Raw genomic sequence first — 16,534 nt, forward strand, 5'->3', positions numbered from 1 at the left:
CATTATTTTATTTGGCATAGGACATTTGTCAACATGAAAGTCGCGCATGTTATCCGTCATATCCATTTCGAGGACCTTGGCCTGCTAGCCCCAATTCTGGCCAAGCACGGTTACCACTACCACTACTGGGATGTCGGAGTGGATGACCTGACCGAGCTGGAGCAGATGACACCGGATCTTCTGATCATCCTCGGGGGGCCCATTTCCGTCAACGATATCGACGCCTATCCGTTTCTGGCCATGGAGCAACGCCTGGTCAGGCGCCAGATCGCAAGCGGACGGCCCCTGCTGGGCATATGCCTTGGTGCCCAGATTATTGCACGCGTGATGGGCGCCAGCGTCGAGCCCATGGCCTCCAAGGAAATTGGATTTGCACCACTGGCCCTGACCGACACCGGCAAACAATCCGTTCTGGCTCCTCTGGCCGACGCGGAGGCGGTACTGCACTGGCACGGCGAGGCCTGCCAGATAGAAGAGCAGTTACCCGCCCTGGCCAGCACACCCGCGTGCACGAACCAGGCTTTCATGTGCGGCTCGCAAATCCTGGGCTTGCAGTTCCATCTGGAGGTGCCTCTGCAGGGCTGCGAACGCTGGCTTGTTGGCCACTGCCATGAGCTGGCATCCATCAACACTGACGTGGCGGCAATGCGGGCGGAGTCGCAGAGGTACCTGCCCAGGCTTGAGCCCATTGCCAGGGAAGTCTTTCACAGGTGGTTGACGCAATGTGCCCACCAAAACACAGGACTGACAGGCCCTGGAGGCGATGTCAGTACCTGAAGGACTCAGTGACAGCTGGCGAAGTCTTGCAGCCCGTCGCCTTGAAACAGGTCAGATCGAAGACTGGAGCAATCGTCTGGGGGAGCGGAAATGATGGCCTATACCGTCGTCTCGGTTTTCATATTGATGATGTCAAAACAGAAGCCACAACAAAGGATTGGAGACAAAACATGAATCAAAGCAGCAACCTATCCCCTCTTCTGCAGCAATCCAGCACGCTGGAAGCGGCCAGCGGTGAAGGCTGTTATCTGGTGGATGAGTCCGGTCGAAGGTACCTTGACCTCACCTCCGGTATTGGGGTCCTGAGTACCGGCCACTGCCATCCCACCGTGGTAAACGCCATTCAGGACCAGGCGGAAAAGCTGATTCACGCCCAGTATGCCATTGTACGCCATTCTCCACTGTTGAACCTCGCCGAACGGCTCGATGGACTGACCCCGTCCCGTATCAACTCATTCTTCTTTTCCAACGCCGGCACCGAAGCCGTTGAAGCTTCAGTGCGCCTGGCACGGCAGGCCAGCGGCAAGACCAATATCATTGCGTTCCAGGGGGCCTTCCATGGCCGCACCATGGGCGCCCTGTCGCTGACCTCCTCGAACGCCAAGGTTCGGCATGGCGTCCAGCCCATGATGGGAGGCGCGGTTATCGCCCCCTTCCCGGACCAGTACTGGTATGGATGGAGCGAGGGCCGAACAACCGATTTCTGTCTCCGTGAGCTTGATCGGATACTGGTAACCCAGAGCACGCCCGAGGAAACCGCCGCCATCATTATCGAACCCGTTCAGGGAGAATCGGGGTTTGTCCCGGCACCCGCTGCCTTCCTGCAAGGCTTGCGTGAGCGCTGTGACAGACATGGCATCCTGCTGATCTTTGACGAAGTCCAGTGTGGAAATGGCCGAAGCGGAAGTTACTGGGCCCACACGCCCTCCGGGGTGGTGCCCGACATTCTCGTGTCCGCAAAAGGGCTGGCAAGCGGCATGCCCCTGTCCTTTATGGGTGCCTCCAGGGAACTCATGGCAAAAGGCTGGCCCGGATCCCAGGGAGGGACCTACGGCGGCAACGTCGTGGCCTGCGCGGCCGCCCTCGCCACCCTCGATGTGATTGAGTCCGAGCGCCTCGTGGACAACGCGCGCGAGACCGGCCGTTTTCTCAGGCAACAACTGGAAGCGCTCTCTGGGCTATGCCCCATTATTCATGATGTTCGGGGCATCGGCTTGATGCAGGCGGTCAACATTGTTGATCACGATGGCCAGCCCAGCCCCTCACGTGCTGAAGCGCTTATCAAGGCCTGCGAGGAGGAAGGCCTGCTGTTACTGCGTTGCGGCGTGCACGGCAACATCGTTCGCTGGCTTCCTCCTCTTATTGTTAACCGGCAGCAGCTCCATGAAGCGATTGAGATATTTCAGAGTGCCTGCAACCGGATCTAGGAAGTTGAAGCTGCCCTTCCCCATCATACACCGCTGTCTTCCATGCCAGAGAAATCCGGACGCACGCCCGTGAGATCTTCAGAGAGTTGCCACAATCGTTCGGCGAGATCTTTATCGCGTGCGGCATCGACAGGTTGCACCACTGTCGGATAGCCCTTCATCTCGTTCCGACCATCCGGGCCAATGAACTGACCGCTACCCGATTCCGGCGCTGTGGCAGCATAGAGTTGAGGCAGTACGCCCATTTCGGCTGTCTGCGCAAGAAAACGGTTGCCGAATCGCAAGAGCATTTTGAGGATGCCGCTTGGGCCACTCATCTGCAGATTCGTCGCTGAATAACCGGGATGTGCCAGCACGCTCTTGATCGACAGTCCTGTAGCGGCGAGACGGCGGTCGAGCTCCAGTGCAAACAGGACATTGGCAAACTTTGACTGCGCGTAGTAGGCAACACGGCTGTAGTTGCGGCTACCTGTCAGGTCGTCGAAGTGGATGCGGCCCCGTTTGTGTAGATCGGAACTGATGGTTACAACCCGGCTGTCGCGCCCCTCCCGCAACATTGGGAGCAAGAGTCCTGTGAGCGCGAAATGCGCCAGATGGTTTACGCCAAACTGCAGTTCATGGCCTTGCCGGGTCAAAGAGTGAGGCGGCATCATGACACCAGCGTTGTTGACCAGTACGTCCACGCGCTTTTTCCCATCGAGCAGTTGGCCGGCAAATGCCTTCACTTCATCCAGGTCGGCCAAGTCGAGGTGATGCAGCTCGACGCTGCCTCCGGGATGCGTTGCCAGGATGTTGGCACGGGCCCGATGCCCCTTATCCATATCCCGGGCCGTCATGATCACATGGGCACCGTGCCTGGCCAACTCCAGACTGGTGAGGTAGCCGAGCCCGCTGTTGGCTCCGGTAACCAGCACAGTGCGGCCCGTCTGATCGGGAATGTCACTGGAGTTCCACCGGTGCCGATTCGCGGCGGCAGTGACCAGCTGCTTGGGGTTTACATTCATATTCATGTCAATACCTTTCCTTATGTTCAGGGGAACGTAGTGTTATGCGTTGGCGCCACCGTCCACCACGAACTCTGACCCGGTGACGGATCGTGCACTGGGGCCGGCAAGCCAGCTCACCAGGGATGCCACCTCATCAGCATTGTTGTAGGTTTTTATGGCACGCAGACTGCGTTGCAGATCAGAGGTTTTCCCATCCGCCGGATTCATATCGGTGTTGGTAGCGCCCGGATGCACCAGGTTTACGGTAATCTCCCGATCGCCGAGATCTCTGGCCATGCCTCGGGTCAGACCTACCAGAGCGGACTTGCTCATTGCATAGAGACTGATGCCAGGCCCGGGTACGTGAGCGGCCAGGTTACTGCCAATATTGATGATGCGGCCGCCGTCAGTCAGTTGCTCTACAGCCGCCTTGCTGGCGACAAACACGGAACGGGTATTGATCTCCATGGTGCGCTCATACTGTTCCAGGGTGAGATCAGTAATCGGCGCCACATCAAGCACTCCGGCATTGTTGACCAGTATGTCCAGTCGCCCGAGCTCCTTCGCAGCAGAGGACACCGCAACGGCGACCGCCTCTGGGTCCCGACTATCTGCGCGGATCGCCAGGGCATGGCCGCCCTGCTTTCGTATTGAATCGACAAGTGCTTCGGCCGCCTCCGCGGAGCGGTTATAGGTAAGCGCTACAGCGGCCCCCTCAGCGGCCAGTTGCCTTACGATGGCGGAACCGATGCCACGTCCGCCACCGGTAACAAGAGCAGTTTTTCCACGTAAATTCGTCATACCCAATCCCTCTATTTATTTAACAATCGATACATATTAAAATGACCGACACAGGTGATGTCAATTATTTTTTAATGATCGCTACATTAAAGGTGTGAGCTGATGGCAGGACGTGGCAGACCCCGTGGCTTCAATCGGGAGGAAGCGCTCAACCGCGCTATGGAAGTATTCTGGAGCAAGGGCTATGAGCACGCTTCCATGGCTGATCTGACAACGGCCATGGGGCTCAGACCACCCAGTGTCTATGCTGCGTTTGGCAGTAAGGAGGGGTTGTTCAGGGCAGTAGTCGACCACTACGCAGAGACCATGGCTAGTGGGATCTGGGCTCATCTTGAGCAAGCACCCACCGCACGGGAGGGTATTCGCGACTTTCTATACGCCACGGCAGAGGCCTTTAGCCACCACCAGCCCGGAAGAGGTTGCATGATCGTGATGGCGGCACCGCAGAGCGACGGCGCTCCCCTTGCCGTTTGCAAGGAACTTCGGGGCCGTCGTCAAACCAATATTGATCAGCTACATCAACGTATCCAGAGGGCCAAAGCTGAAGGAGAGCTGCCTTCCAGTCTGGACTCCCAGGCGATCGCCAGGTATTTCGCAACGGTGCAGCATGGTATGTCGATTCAGGCCGCCGACGGGGCTGACTACGACACCCTCAGGGCAATTGCAGACTGCGCCATGGCGGGTTGGGAGGCGATGACGGGGTAGAGCTCACCTGTGTAGTGGTCAACTGATCCCGTGCAGGCGGTGTCATCACACCAGGCCTGGTTAAGGCGTTCTACTGCAAATTTACGATCCAGAGGGTGCCCGGAATCATTGAACCACTACATCCACCGGTTCAGCCATTACCGGCGAGCAACTGCTCGAAGGTAGTGACGGTTCCGGGGTTGTCCGGCTCATAGCCCGGGAGATCATGGATGCGGTCGATGAAGGCTTGTGAACGTATCAGTTCGATCAGATGGGACAGATCGCCCTGCTCCAGACGGTCTTCACGGCATAGCAGCAGGTAATGTTCGCAGGCCATCTCCACGAAATCGAGATTGAACTGGCTGGCGGCCGCTTCCACGCCGAAGCCCACGTCCGCCATTCCGGACGCCACGAAAGCAGCAACGGCGGTGTGGGTGAACTCATGCTGGGGCGAGCGGTTGATGCTGTCCTCTGCAAGCCCGGCCTGGCGCAGCAGCAGGTTGAACAGGATACGGGTGCCGGAGTGTCGGTCGCGACCGATAAAGCGGAGCCCGGAGTTGGCCAGCTCGGCCAGGCTGCTGACTTTCACCGGGGCGTCCTTTCGCACCATCAGGCCTTCGCGCCGGGTGACAAAACGAATCAGCCGGAACCGGTTGCCGGCCAGTTGGTGTTGGTAGTGGGCCATGATTTCCCGGGCGCGTTCCGGGCAGGTGGGAAAGTGAAAGCTGGCCAGGTCGCATTCGCCCCGGTTGAGGGCGGTCAGTGCTTCCTCCGGGTTGCGGTATTGCAGGTTGATTTCAACCTGATCGGAAAATTCCGGCAGCACGGCCACGGCATAACCGTGGCTGGCGTGCAGGCGAAGCACCGGGTGCTGCCCCGCCAGCAGTTGCTGGATCTGGTCGTTGAACTCGGAGGCCATGCTGTCGATCTGGGGGCCCAGCCGTGCCTTGACCCGCTGGTCGGCCCAGAGCAGCTTTTCACCCAGGGCAGACAGTTCGGTGCCGTGACCCTTGCGCATCACAACCAGTGGTAAGCCAAAAGTGTCGGCGGCCCGGTTCAGGAGGTTCCAGGCGTGCCGGTAGGAAATGCCGGCGGAGGTGGATGCGGAGGTGAGCTTCCCGCTATCGCGGATGCTTTCCAGCAATCGAAACAGCACCGGCTCAAACAGATCCCCTTCATCGGTACGGAAAACCCAGGCAGGTGAGATGGAAAGCTTCTTTTTATGCATGTGAGTTCATATTCCGTAGGGCGCAATGGAGTGCTAGCGTATAGATATTGCAGTTTATGCACTGTACCAGAATAAAAACAGATAGGAATGATCATGCATATGTCAGAGCAGATAAACCAACATCCGGGTGGCGCCACGATGCCCGGCATCGGCGACTGGACACCTGACATGATCCGGGACGAAGTGGACGCCCTGAAGCACAAGCCCGGCGCCCTGCTCCCCATCCTTCATGCCATCCAGAACCGGGTCGGCTACATTCCCGAAGGTGCAGTGGCCATCATTGCCGAAGCGCTGCAACAGACCCGCGCCGAAGTGCACGGGGTGATCAGCTTCTACCACTATTTCCGCACGCACCCGGTTGGTAGCAAGGTGATTCACGTCTGCCGCGCCGAGGCCTGCCAGTCCATGGGCGGTCGTGCCCTGGAAGCCCACATCAAGGCCCGTCTGGGTGTGGATTATCACGGCACCACCGCCGATAACGAATTCACCCTGGAACCGGTGTACTGCCTGGGTAACTGCGCCTGCGCACCCTCTATCCGTGTGAACGATGACGTTCACGGCCGGGTCACTCCGCAGAAGTTTGATTGCCTTGTGGACAAGCTCACCACGGCCACGCTGGATATCCGGTAGTGACAGGAGCATTATCATGGCGACAAGAGTTTATGTGCCCTGCGACACCACCGCGCTGTCCATGGGCGCGGACGAGGTGGCAGGGCTGATTGAGCACTACGCGGGTACCCGGGACGTGGATATCGAACTGGTGCGCAACGGCTCCCGTGGCCTGTTCTGGCTGGAACCCCTGGTGGAAGTCGAGACGGCCACCGGGCGTATCGGTTACGGCCCGGTCGAACCGGACGATGTACCGGGGCTGGTCGAGGCAGGCCTGTTCGAGGGCCAATCCGATCACTCGCTGTTTCTCGGCCCGGTGGCGGACATCCCCTACCTCAAACGCCAGCAGAGGCTGACGTTTTCCCGCATTGGCATCACCGATCCGCTGTCCATCGCCGACTATCGTGCCCATGGCGGTTTCGACGGGCTGGACAAGGCCGTGTTGCTGTCTCCCCAGGCGATTGTGGATGAAGTGAAAGCCTCTGGCCTGCGCGGCCGCGGTGGTGCGGCCTTTCCCACCGGCATCAAGTGGCAGACGGTGCACGATGAGCCCTGGCAACAGCAGAAGTACATTGTCTGTAACGCCGACGAGGGCGATTCCGGCACCTTCGCCGACCGGCTGGCGATGGAGTGCGATCCCTACATGCTGATCGAGGGTATGGCCATTGCCGGGCTGGCGGTGGGCGCAACCCACGGATTTGTTTATCTGCGCTCGGAATACCCCGTGGCACATCGCATCCTGGATGAAGCTATCCGGCGTGCCGAGGCTGAGGGCTACCTGGGCGAAGATGTCCGGGACAGTGGCCGTGCCTTCCACCTGGAGGTGCGGCTGGCGGCGGGCGCCTATATTTGTGGCGAGGAAACGGCCCTGCTGGAAAGCCTGGAAGGCAAGCGTGGCATGGTGCGGGCGAAACCGCCCCTGCCGGCCATCAAGGGCCTGTTCGGCCAGCCGACCGTGGTGAACAACGTGCTGTCCTTCGCTGCAGTACCTTTCATTCTCGCCAAGGGCGGTCAGGCCTATGCGGATTACGGTATGGGTAAATCCCGGGGCACGCTACCGATCCAACTGGCAGGCAACATCCGTCAGGGTGGCCTGATCGAGCTGGCGTTCGGCGTCAGCCTGAAGGATATCCTGGAAGACTTTGGCGGTGGCACCTTCACCGGTCGGCCCATGAAAGCCGTCCAGGTGGGCGGGCCGCTGATGGCTTACATGCCCGAGAGTCAGTGGGACACGCCCATGGATTACGAGGCCTTTGGCCAACTCGGCGCGGGTATCGGCCACGGCGGTGTCGTGGTGTTTGACGACACCGTGGACATGGGCGAGCAGGCCCGTTTCGCCATGGAGTTCTGCAACGTGGAGTCCTGCGGCAAGTGCACACCCTGTCGGATCGGCTCGGTGCGTGGTGTTGAGGTGATCGACCGACTCCGCGCCGGCAAGAACCGCGAGGCCAACCTGGTCCTGCTGGAAGAGCTGTGCGAGACCATGGTTGACGGCTCTCTTTGTGCGATGGGCGGTATGACACCGTTCCCGGTTCAGAGTGTGATGAAACATTTTCCGGACGACCTGTCAGCCTGACCGACTCGAGTGGAGGCATCAACAATGTTGCACTATTACGACCCGAGTAAGACCGATCCCGGCAGGAGCGGCCTGAACCCGAACATCGACTATGGGACGCCGCCGAGTACCTCTGAAACCCTGGTCAGTCTGTCCATCGACGGCACCGACATTGCAGTGCCCGAAGGCACCTCGGTGCTGCGGGCGGCAACCCTGGCGGGCATCAATATCCCCAAACTGTGCGCGTCGGATAATCTGGAAGCATTCGGCTCCTGTCGCCTGTGCGCGGTGGAAATCGAGGGTCGCCGGGGGTATCCCGCGTCCTGTACCACGCCGGTTTCCGAAGGCATGGCGGTCACCACCCAGAACGGCAAGCTGGCCAAGCTCCGGCGTAACATCATGGAGCTGTACATCTCCGACCACCCGCTGGACTGCCTCACCTGCCCGGCCAATGGCAATTGCGAGCTGCAGGATGTGGCCGGTGCCGTGGGCCTGCGGGAGGTGCGCTATGGCTTCGAGGGTGAGAACCACCTGGATGCGGACGTGGACGACTCCAACCCGTACTTCAGCTTCGACCCCAGCAAGTGCATCGTCTGCTCCCGATGTGTGCGTGCCTGTGAGGAAGTACAAGGCACCTTTGCCCTGACCATCGAAGGCCGCGGTTTCGACTCCAAGGTGGCTGCCAGCCAGAACGATCCGTTCATGGATTCCGAGTGCGTGTCCTGCGGTGCCTGCGTACAGGCCTGCCCCACCTCCACGCTGATGGAAAAGAGCGTGATCGACGCCGGCCAGCCCGAGCACAGTGTGGTGACCACCTGCGCCTACTGCGGTGTGGGGTGCTCGTTCAAGGCGGAAATGAAAGGCGACCAGTTGGTACGCATGGTGCCCTACAAGGGTGGCGCCGCCAACCATGGCCACTCCTGCGTGAAAGGACGCTTTGCCTTCGGCTATGCCACCCACAAGGATCGCATCAAGGAACCGATGATCCGGGACTCGATCAACGATCCCTGGAAGGTTGTGTCCTGGGACGAGGCTATCGGGTTCTCGGCGAAGAAGCTCAGGGACACCCAGGCCAAATACGGCCGGGAAAGCATTGGTGGCATCACATCCTCCCGCTGCACCAATGAGGAAACCTACCTGGTGCAGAAACTGATCCGGGCGGCGTTTGGCAATAACAACACCGATACCTGCGCGCGGGTGTGTCACTCCCCTACCGGCTTTGGCCTGAAGACCACTATGGGCGAGTCCGCCGGTACCCAGACCTTCGATTCGGTGATGAAAGCGGACACCATCGTTGTAATTGGTGCCAACCCCACCGATGCGCACCCGGTGTTTGCCTCCCTGATGCGCCGTCGCCTGCGCCAGGGGGCAAAGCTGATTGTGATCGACCCGCGCCGTATCGACCTGCTGAAAACGCCCCACGGCACCGAGGGCCTTCACCTGCCGCTACGCCCGGGCACCAATGTGGCCATGATCAATTCCCTGGCCCATGTGATTGTGACCGAAGGCCTGGAAGACAAGGCATTTATCGAAAGTCGCTGTGATCCGAAGCCGTACAATCAGTGGCGTGAGTTTATCGCTGAAGAGCGCAACTCTCCGGAAGCCCTGGAGGCCGTGACCGGCGTCCCCGCCGAACGGGTACGCGAAGCCGCCCTCGCCTACGGCGAGGCGGGCAACGGTGCCATCTATTACGGCCTGGGCGTCACCGAGCACAGCCAGGGCTCCACCATGGTAATGGGCATTGCCAACCTGGCCATGGCCACCGGCAATATTGGACGTGAAGGTGTCGGCGTTAACCCACTACGGGGCCAGAACAATGTTCAGGGTTCTTGTGATATGGGCTCCTTTCCCCACGAACTTCCCGGTTACCAGCATGTAGGCGATCCGGCCGTGCGGGCCAGGTTCCAGGACGACTGGGGCGTGGCCATCGACGACGAACCGGGGCTGCGGATTCCCAATATGTTCGATGCTGCCATTGCCGGCAGCTTCAAGGCCATGTATGTGCAGGGCGAGGACATTGCCCAGTCAGATCCCAACACCCAGCATGTGGAAGCGGCTCTCAGATCGCTGGATTGCCTGATCGTGCAGGACATCTTCCTGAACGAAACCGCCAAGTACGCCCACGTGCTGCTGCCGGGCTCCACCTTCCTGGAGAAGAACGGCACCTTTACCAACGCCGAGCGCCGCATCAACCGGGTACGCAAGGTAATGGCGCCGGTGGCGGGCCTGGAAGACTGGGAAGTGACCATGGCCCTGTCCAACGCCCTGGGCTACCCCATGCACTACAACCACCCCTCCGAAATCATGGATGAGATCGCCCGGCTGACGCCAACGTTCACCGGCGTCAGTTACGAGAAGCTCGACGAGCTCGGCAGTATCCAGTGGCCCTGTAACGAGGAACACCCGGACGGCACGCCGACCATGCACATGCTCGACTTCCCGATCGGCAAGGGCAGGTTCGCGGTGACCGAGTATGTCGCCAGCGAGGAGAAAACCAACCGCAGGTTCCCGTTGCTGCTGACCACGGGCCGTATCCTGAGTCAGTACAACGTCGGCGCTCAGACCCGTCGTACCCGGAACAGTGAGTGGCACCATGAGGATGTGCTGGAGATCCATCCCAGCGACGCGGAACTCCGGGGCATTCGCGAGGGCGACTGGCTGGGTATCACCAGCCGCGTGGGACAGACGGTTCTGCGGGCGCGAATCAGCGACCGGATGCTGCCGGGCGTGGTTTACACCACTTTCCATCATCCGGGCAGTGGTGCCAACGTGATCACCACCGACAGCTCTGACTGGGCCACCAACTGCCCGGAATACAAGGTAACGGCGGTGCAGGTGGAGAAGGTGTCCCAGCCGTCGGAATGGCAGCGCCATTTCGAGCAGTTCGACCAGCGTCAGCTCAAGTTACTGAAACCTGCGGCCAGCCACATGGAGCCGTCAGATGCGCCGACGCTCAAGTAGTCCGGAGTTCGCTGCCATGGCAGCCACAGGCCCCGATTCGCCCAAAGATTTCCCGGCGGTCCGTCAGACTGCCGTGGAGGTTTGTGGTGGCATTGAGGGCGCACCAGCGCAGGACCTTGTGGCCGAAGAAGTGCCCGTGGCGATGGTGTACAACGGCGTCTCCCACGCGGTAATGATGGCCTCCCCCTGCGATCTGGAGGACTTTGCGCTGGGCTTCAGCCTCACTGAAGGCGTCCTGGACCGCTCGGACCAACTGTTCCAACTGGATGTGGTGATGGCGGAAGACGGCATTTCCATCGAGATGCATATAGCGGGCGAGTGTTTTGCACGGTTGCGGGAACAGAGACGGAACATGACAGGACGGACCGGCTGCGGGCTGTGTGGCACCGAGTCCCTGGCCCACGCCGTCCGGGCGATACCCCGGGTACCGGTTCAAACGGTACCGGATGACAATCTGGTACAGCAGGCTCTGCGCAATCTTCGGAACCACCAGCCCCTGCAGAAACAGACCGGGGCCACTCACGGCGCCGCCTGGTGCAACAACCAGGGCCGCATTGAGCTGGCCCGGGAAGATGTCGGTCGCCACAACGCACTGGACAAACTGATTGGTGCACGTATACGGGAACGCGGCGATACAGCCTTTGATGACGGCTTTGCGCTGATTTCCAGCCGTGCCAGCTTCGAGATGGTGCAGAAAAGCGCCAGTGTTGGTATCGGTTGCCTGGTCGCGGTCTCTGCGGCCACGGCCCTGGCTGTCGGAGAGGCGCGAAAGGCTGGTATGACGCTGGTTGGTTTTGCCCGTCCCGGACGGCACGTGATCTACAACCGTGGCGATGACCAACCTTCTGAGGAATGCGAGGATGAGTGACCAGAAGCTGCAGAATCTGATCAGGATGATCAACCAGATCAGCGACAATAACCTCCACCATGGCGATGAAGATCAGGCCGCCGAGGTGGTCGCGACCCACATAAAGAAGTTCTGGGCCCGAAGCATGAAGCAGGACATTATCGATTACGCGGAATCTGACGGGATCGAACTGTCAACGGTTTCCAGGCTGGCGGTCAAACGACTGACGGTGCCCCAGCCATCCTGAATCCGGTCTGGCCTCTGCCGTTTTTGGACGACTTGGTGTCGTATTGGATTTATCTCCCCTGGCCAATCAGGGTCACATTGAACCAAAGCCGAAGCGCGGCGCTGGCGTTCATTGTGGGTAAAGGGGAACAAGATGGCACAGCTACCAGAACGTGCGAAAGTCGTCATCATTGGCCAGGGCGGTATCGTCGGGGCATCGGTAGCCCACCACCTGATTGAGCAAGGTTGGGATGACATCGTAGGGCTGGAGAAATCCGCCATTCCCACAGACATCGGCTCCACCTCCCACGCCTCGGACTTCTGCTTCACCACCTCCCACGACAAGCTGAACATCTACACCACCAGGTACAGCCAGGCCTTTTATGAAAAACGTGGCAATTATGTGAAATGCGGCGGCATGGAGGTGGCTCGCATCGACGATGACGAGCGCATGGACGAACTCCGCCGCAAGGTAGGCTCCGGGAAAGCGTTTGGTACCAACGTCAGCATGATCTCGCCCAGGCAGGCGAAAGAGCTGTTTCCGCTGGTGGATGAGAGTCAGATCCAGGGCGCCATGTGGGACCCGGACGCAGGGTTGGTAGTGCCCCGTTCCCAGAAAGTCGCCGGCGACCTGGTGGAGGAAGCGGTCGCCACCGGTAAGCTGCAGGCTTTTGCCTACACCCCGGCCATCCGCATTGATGTCCAGGACGGCCAGGTACGCGGCGTTGAAACCCACAAGGGCTACATTGAAACTGAATACGTGGTGCTCTCAATGGGCATATGGGGGCCACTGATGGCAGGCACCGCCAATGCGCCCCTGCCGCTGATGCCACTGGAACATCCCCTGCTCTTCTTCGGCCCCTGGGAGGAACTGGCCGGCACCGGCAAACACATTGTCTATCCGCTGTTCCGCGACCAGGGCAACTCTGCCTACGTGCGGGATACCGGCGACCCTGCTACCACCGAAGGTGGTCGTGTTGAGTGGGGCTATTACGAAGCGGAAAACCCGCGACTGGTCTACCCTGGTGCCATCGCCGAGCCCGGCGAGGCGCGAATGTCACCGTCCATGCGGGATCTATCCCTCGAACAGGTCATGGACGCCTACGAAAAAGCCATCGAAATGACCCCGATCCTGGGCGAGCTGGGCTGGGAGGAAAAGCATTCCTTCAATGGCCTGCTGTCGGTGACGCCCGATGGCGGCTCATTGATGGGTGAATCCCCGGAAGTGCGCAACCTGTGGTTCTGCGAAGCGGTCTGGGTCAAGGATGGTCCTGGCGCGGGCAAGGTTCTGGCGGACTGGATGACCCATGGCTCGCCGGACATGGACCCTCACAGCATTGATATTGCCCGCCACTACCCGCTGCAGAAAACGCCGGACTATGTGTACAACCGCTGCTACGAAACCGCCAAGAAGATCTACACACCGGCGGTTCATCCCCGGGAGCCCTACCTGACCGGCCGCAGAATGCGGACCAGCCCGTTCTACCTGCGGGAAGTTGAGCTGGGCGCCTATTTCATGGAGGCCGCCGGCTGGGAGCGTGCTCACGGTTACGCTGCCAATGAGTCCACCCTGCTGGCGAAATACCGCGACCGCATCCCGGTACGGGAACATGAGTGGGACGCACGGCATTTCTGGGAAGTGTCCAACGCCGAGCAGCTGGAGATGAGCGAATCGGTGGGCATGATCAACCTCTCCCACTTCGCCATCTTCGACGTCTCCGGAAGCGACGCGGAAACACTTCTGGAATACCTGTCGGTGGCCAAAGTTGGCAGCACCACACCCCATGGTAAAGGCGTCTACACCCACTTCCTTGATGCCTGTGGTGGCGTCCGTTCTGACCTGACCATTATTCGCCGGGGCGACAACGAGTACCGGGTGGTCTGCGGCGGCGATACCGGCCACCGGGACCATTGCTGGATCAAACGCATTGCACGGGAGAGACACCTGATCCACATCCATATTCAGGATCGTACCGACGAGCTGGCAACCCTGGGGCTCTGGGGCCCGAAGGCCCGGGAAACCCTGGCGCAATTTGTCACCGACCCGGACGAACTGTCGGCAGAGAACTTCCCCTTTGCCACTGCGCGAGAGCTGAACGTTCAGGGGGTTCCGGTCTGGGCCTTCCGGATCTCGTATGTCGGCGAGCAGGGATGGGAACTCTACTTCCCGTTCAGTTACGGCCTGAGGGTCTGGGACCTGCTCTACGAAGCCGGCGTCACCCCGGTGGGCATCGAGACCTACGCCAATACCCGGCGCCTGGAGAAGAGCCTGCGCCTGCAGAATGTGGACCTGGAAACCGAATACAACCTGTACGAAGCCGGGCTACAGCGGCCCAAAGTCAAGGACGCGGATTTCCACGGCAAGGCCGCTTACCTTGAACAGCGGGATTGGACCCGTCAGGCGGCGTACCTGTGTACCATGACCATGACCGACCACCGGGACGCCAATGGCGTGCTGCGCTATCCGGTTGGCCAATGGCCCATTCTGGACCCGCAGACCGGCGAGGTTCTGGTGGACAGCCATGGCAGGCGCTCCTATAACACCAGCGCGGCATGGGGACCTTCGGTGGGCAAGATCATCCTGCTGGGCTACATCCCCGTTGAGTATGCCCAGGAAGGGAGGGAACTGCTTCTGGAATACTTCCAGGAGCACTACCCCATCCGTATCGAGGCAGTGGGATACCGGGCGCTGTTTGATCCGGACAACGAACGGGTCAGGTCCTGACCGGTAGTCCGTTGTCGCGGCTGGCGATCAACATTCGATGATGTTGACCGCCAATCCGCCCCTCGCCGTTTCCTTGTATTTATCCATCATATCGCGACCGGTTTCCCTCATGGTGTGGAGTGCCTTGTCGAGGGAGACATAATGCTTGCCGTCACCCCGCAAGGCCATAATGGCGGCGTCGATGGCCTTCACCGAGGCCATGGCGTTACGCTCGATGCAGGGTATCTGCACCAGCCCGCCGATGGGGTCACAGGTCATGCCCAGGTGATGTTCCATACCAATTTCGGCGGCATTCTCCACCTGCTCCGGTGACCCGCCCGTAGCCGCCGCCAGGCCGGCAGCCGCCATGGCGCACGCCGAACCAACCTCTCCCTGGCAACCCACTTCGGCCCCGGAAATGGACGCATTTTCCTTGAACAGAACGCCAATCGCCCCGGCGCTCAGCATGAAACACACGATGCCGTCTTCATTCGCCTGTGGGCAGAACTCCCAGTAGTAATGGAGCACCGCCGGAATAATGCCCGCTGCGCCGTTAGTGGGGGCGGTTACAATCCGCCCCCCGGCAGCGTTCTCCTCGTTGACCGCCAGGGCATAAAGATTGACCCAGTCCAGTGCACTCAAAGACGGTGAAATGAGATCCACTCGCTGCTTGTCCATCAGCGACCGGTACAATGACGCCGCCCTGCGCCGGACCTTGAGGCCGCCGGGTAACTCCCCCTCGTGACGAATACCGCTCTGCACGCATGCCCGCATCACTTGCCATAACTCTATAATACCACTACGAATTTCTGCAGGGGTGCGCCAGGCCTGCTCATTGGCCAGCATGATGTCGGCGATGGTCAGGTCATGTTCCCGGCAAAGGGCCAACAGCGTCTTGCCGCTGCTGAACGGGTACGGCTGCGAAGTGTCGTCCTCTCGAATTCTCAAGGGGTTGTTGACGGTTGCATCCACCACGAATCCACCCCCGACCGAGTAATAGGTTCTTTCGCACAGGCACTGCCCCTCTTGGTCAAACGCCTGGCAGATCATGCCGTTGGGATGCTCCGGCAATGATTTCCGGCGGTAGTACACAATGTCGCTGGATTCCCGGAAGCGAAGCTGGTGTTGTCCTGCCAGAGACAACCTGCCGGTGTGTCTGATTTGCTCCAGACGGGCCGGCATTTCCTCAGGGTTGACCTGGGTGGGCCGTTCTCCCTCCAACCCCACGATCACAGCCGGACCAGTACCATGGCCCTTGCCAGTGGCACCGAGAGAGCCATACAGGGACACCTTGAGCCGGTGCACAGATGCCAACAGCTGCTCCCGTTCCAGGGCCTCGGCAAACCGGCGCGCGGCTTCCATGGGCCCGACCGTATGGGAGCTCGACGGACCAATGCCTACCTTGAACAGCTCAAACAGACTGACAGACAATTCATTGACTCCTGCCGGGGGACCTGTCCCAACAGTAACGCCGTCAATTGCCTGCCGCATGCTCGCCGACGACATTGAAAAGTTGATTTACGACAATCTGGAAAATCGCGTCGGGAGCATCCTCAGGCATGGGATGTCGCATGTGGACCATTGCCAGCCTGACCACCGACTTCGAATGGAGTTACAATGGAGTTGATCACTTATTGCACGATCAAGGTGCAACAACTAGTGTTCAGGTTGAAGTGGTCAAAACGGGCATTCCGTGCACGGGCTGTCGCAACAGGCCCAGGCGGGGCAAG

14 protein-coding genes are annotated in these 16,534 nt (G+C 60.1%); 10 read left to right on the plus strand and 4 right to left on the minus strand.

Features of this window, described 5'->3' with window-relative positions; genetic code table 11:
* The first annotated feature begins 33 nt into the window (after positions 1-33).
* The 3 genes from ACJO3T_RS12555 (at position 34) to ACJO3T_RS12565 (ending at position 2,204) form a co-directional block, all read left to right on the plus strand.
* The gene (locus ACJO3T_RS12555) at positions 34-777 is read left to right on the plus strand and encodes a glutamine amidotransferase (RefSeq protein ID WP_406978673.1); all 744 of its coding nucleotides are present in this window, start codon (positions 34-36) and stop codon (positions 775-777) included.
* The gene (locus ACJO3T_RS12560) at positions 764-871 is read left to right on the plus strand and encodes a hypothetical protein (protein WP_406963209.1); all 108 of its coding nucleotides are present in this window, start codon (positions 764-766) and stop codon (positions 869-871) included. The genes ACJO3T_RS12555 and ACJO3T_RS12560 overlap by 14 nt, the downstream gene beginning before the upstream one ends.
* Before the next feature lie 76 nt (positions 872-947).
* Positions 948-2,204 carry an aspartate aminotransferase family protein gene (locus tag ACJO3T_RS12565; protein ID WP_406978674.1) on the plus strand — a complete coding sequence of 419 codons (1,257 nt, stop codon included), beginning with the start codon at positions 948-950 and terminating at the stop codon, positions 2,202-2,204.
* Positions 2,205-2,227: 23 nt separating this feature from the next.
* Here ACJO3T_RS12565 and ACJO3T_RS12570 read toward each other — a convergent pair whose 3' ends face one another.
* Together ACJO3T_RS12570 and ACJO3T_RS12575 are read right to left on the minus strand one after the other, a co-directional pair.
* On the minus strand, positions 2,228-3,214 hold the full coding sequence (locus ACJO3T_RS12570; protein ID WP_406978675.1) for an oxidoreductase: 987 nt from the start codon (positions 3,212-3,214) through the stop codon (positions 2,228-2,230).
* 36 nt (positions 3,215-3,250) lie between these two features.
* Positions 3,251-3,991 carry an SDR family NAD(P)-dependent oxidoreductase gene (locus ACJO3T_RS12575; protein WP_406978676.1) on the minus strand — a complete coding sequence of 247 codons (741 nt, stop codon included), beginning with the start codon at positions 3,989-3,991 and terminating at the stop codon, positions 3,251-3,253.
* A 102-nt stretch (positions 3,992-4,093) separates the two neighbouring features.
* On the opposite strand from ACJO3T_RS12575, the gene ACJO3T_RS12580 reads away from it, so the two are divergent.
* Positions 4,094-4,696 carry a TetR/AcrR family transcriptional regulator gene (locus ACJO3T_RS12580; protein WP_406978677.1) on the plus strand — a complete coding sequence of 201 codons (603 nt, stop codon included), beginning with the start codon at positions 4,094-4,096 and terminating at the stop codon, positions 4,694-4,696.
* A 130-nt stretch (positions 4,697-4,826) separates the two neighbouring features.
* On the opposite strand, the gene ACJO3T_RS12585 is transcribed toward ACJO3T_RS12580, so the two are convergent.
* The gene (locus tag ACJO3T_RS12585) at positions 4,827-5,903 is read right to left on the minus strand and encodes a substrate-binding domain-containing protein (protein WP_406963204.1); all 1,077 of its coding nucleotides are present in this window, start codon (positions 5,901-5,903) and stop codon (positions 4,827-4,829) included.
* Between the two features lie 138 nt (positions 5,904-6,041).
* On the opposite strand from ACJO3T_RS12585, the gene ACJO3T_RS12590 reads away from it, so the two are divergent.
* From ACJO3T_RS12590 to ACJO3T_RS12615, 6 genes are all read left to right on the plus strand, one after another.
* Complete coding sequence (locus ACJO3T_RS12590) at positions 6,042-6,533, plus strand: formate dehydrogenase subunit gamma (protein ID WP_406963587.1); 492 nt, start codon at positions 6,042-6,044, stop codon at positions 6,531-6,533.
* A 16-nt stretch (positions 6,534-6,549) separates the two neighbouring features.
* A complete protein-coding gene (locus ACJO3T_RS12595; protein WP_406963203.1) occupies positions 6,550-8,088 on the plus strand; it encodes a formate dehydrogenase beta subunit in 1,539 nt (512 codons plus the stop codon).
* A 24-nt stretch (positions 8,089-8,112) separates the two neighbouring features.
* Entirely contained in the window at positions 8,113-11,028 is a 2,916-nt protein-coding gene (fdhF, locus tag ACJO3T_RS12600; protein ID WP_406978678.1) for a formate dehydrogenase subunit alpha, read from the plus strand.
* Positions 11,029-11,044: 16 nt separating this feature from the next.
* Positions 11,045-11,896 (plus strand): formate dehydrogenase accessory sulfurtransferase FdhD, encoded by an 852-nt coding sequence (gene fdhD, locus ACJO3T_RS12605; RefSeq protein WP_406978679.1) that lies wholly within the window; start codon positions 11,045-11,047, stop codon positions 11,894-11,896.
* Positions 11,889-12,122, plus strand: a complete 234-nt coding sequence (locus ACJO3T_RS12610) for a formate dehydrogenase subunit delta (protein ID WP_406963200.1) — start codon at positions 11,889-11,891, stop codon at positions 12,120-12,122. The genes fdhD and ACJO3T_RS12610 overlap by 8 nt, the downstream gene beginning before the upstream one ends.
* A gap of 132 nt (positions 12,123-12,254) precedes the next feature.
* Positions 12,255-14,825, plus strand: coding sequence for a GcvT family protein (locus tag ACJO3T_RS12615; RefSeq protein WP_406978680.1), 2,571 nt, complete (start codon positions 12,255-12,257; stop codon positions 14,823-14,825).
* A 27-nt stretch (positions 14,826-14,852) separates the two neighbouring features.
* On the opposite strand, the gene ACJO3T_RS12620 is transcribed toward ACJO3T_RS12615, so the two are convergent.
* Entirely contained in the window at positions 14,853-16,235 is a 1,383-nt protein-coding gene (locus ACJO3T_RS12620) for an L-serine ammonia-lyase (protein ID WP_406978681.1), read from the minus strand.
* Between the last annotated feature and the right edge of the window lie 299 nt (positions 16,236-16,534).

Origin of the sequence: Marinobacter shunpengi, assembly GCF_045449715.1 — a bacterium.
In the GTDB taxonomy this organism is placed as follows: Bacteria; Pseudomonadota; Gammaproteobacteria; order Pseudomonadales; family Oleiphilaceae; genus Marinobacter.

Coding starts and splice junctions, on each gene's coding strand:
- ACJO3T_RS12555 (WP_406978673.1), top strand. CDS start 34: ATGAAAGTCGCGCATGTTATCCGTCATATCCATTTCGAGGACCTTGGC.
- ACJO3T_RS12560 (WP_406963209.1), top strand. CDS start 764: ATGTCAGTACCTGAAGGACTCAGTGACAGCTGGCGAAGTCTTGCAGCC.
- ACJO3T_RS12565 (WP_406978674.1), top strand. CDS start 948: ATGAATCAAAGCAGCAACCTATCCCCTCTTCTGCAGCAATCCAGCACG.
- ACJO3T_RS12570 (WP_406978675.1), bottom strand. CDS start 3,214: ATGAATATGAATGTAAACCCCAAGCAGCTGGTCACTGCCGCCGCGAAT.
- ACJO3T_RS12575 (WP_406978676.1), bottom strand. CDS start 3,991: ATGACGAATTTACGTGGAAAAACTGCTCTTGTTACCGGTGGCGGACGT.
- ACJO3T_RS12580 (WP_406978677.1), top strand. CDS start 4,094: ATGGCAGGACGTGGCAGACCCCGTGGCTTCAATCGGGAGGAAGCGCTC.
- ACJO3T_RS12585 (WP_406963204.1), bottom strand. CDS start 5,903: ATGCATAAAAAGAAGCTTTCCATCTCACCTGCCTGGGTTTTCCGTACC.
- ACJO3T_RS12590 (WP_406963587.1), top strand. CDS start 6,042: ATGCCCGGCATCGGCGACTGGACACCTGACATGATCCGGGACGAAGTG.
- ACJO3T_RS12595 (WP_406963203.1), top strand. CDS start 6,550: ATGGCGACAAGAGTTTATGTGCCCTGCGACACCACCGCGCTGTCCATG.
- fdhF (WP_406978678.1), top strand. CDS start 8,113: ATGTTGCACTATTACGACCCGAGTAAGACCGATCCCGGCAGGAGCGGC.
- fdhD (WP_406978679.1), top strand. CDS start 11,045: ATGGCAGCCACAGGCCCCGATTCGCCCAAAGATTTCCCGGCGGTCCGT.
- ACJO3T_RS12610 (WP_406963200.1), top strand. CDS start 11,889: ATGAGTGACCAGAAGCTGCAGAATCTGATCAGGATGATCAACCAGATC.
- ACJO3T_RS12615 (WP_406978680.1), top strand. CDS start 12,255: ATGGCACAGCTACCAGAACGTGCGAAAGTCGTCATCATTGGCCAGGGC.